Annotated in this window: 1 protein-coding gene; it reads right to left on the minus strand. The window is 52.2% G+C overall.

Annotated features, from left to right (window positions below; all coding sequences use genetic code 11):
- The coding region (locus AAEZ06_RS27990; protein WP_350617436.1) for a M23 family metallopeptidase at positions 1–247 on the minus strand (247 nt) is incomplete at both ends.

Raw genomic sequence — 247 nt, forward strand, 5'->3', positions numbered from 1 at the left:
TGATATAAATACCATAATGCACATGGGTCGGTGTGCCTTTGGCATTACCACTGTCGCCAACATAGCCGATGATATCACCAGCATTGACCCAGTCATTGGGCGCGATGTCGGCATAATCTTCTAGATGGGCGTAATAATGTCCTGCGCCGCCCGGTCCAACCACTACCACCACGCGTCCCCCTAATGTATTGTCACCAACTTTACTAACGATGCCTTGCGTGGTCGATTGTATCGGTGTGCCCCGCGC

The organism is Pseudomonas sp. HY7a-MNA-CIBAN-0227 (assembly GCF_040310325.1).
Classification (GTDB): Bacteria; Pseudomonadota; Gammaproteobacteria; order Pseudomonadales; family Pseudomonadaceae; genus Aquipseudomonas.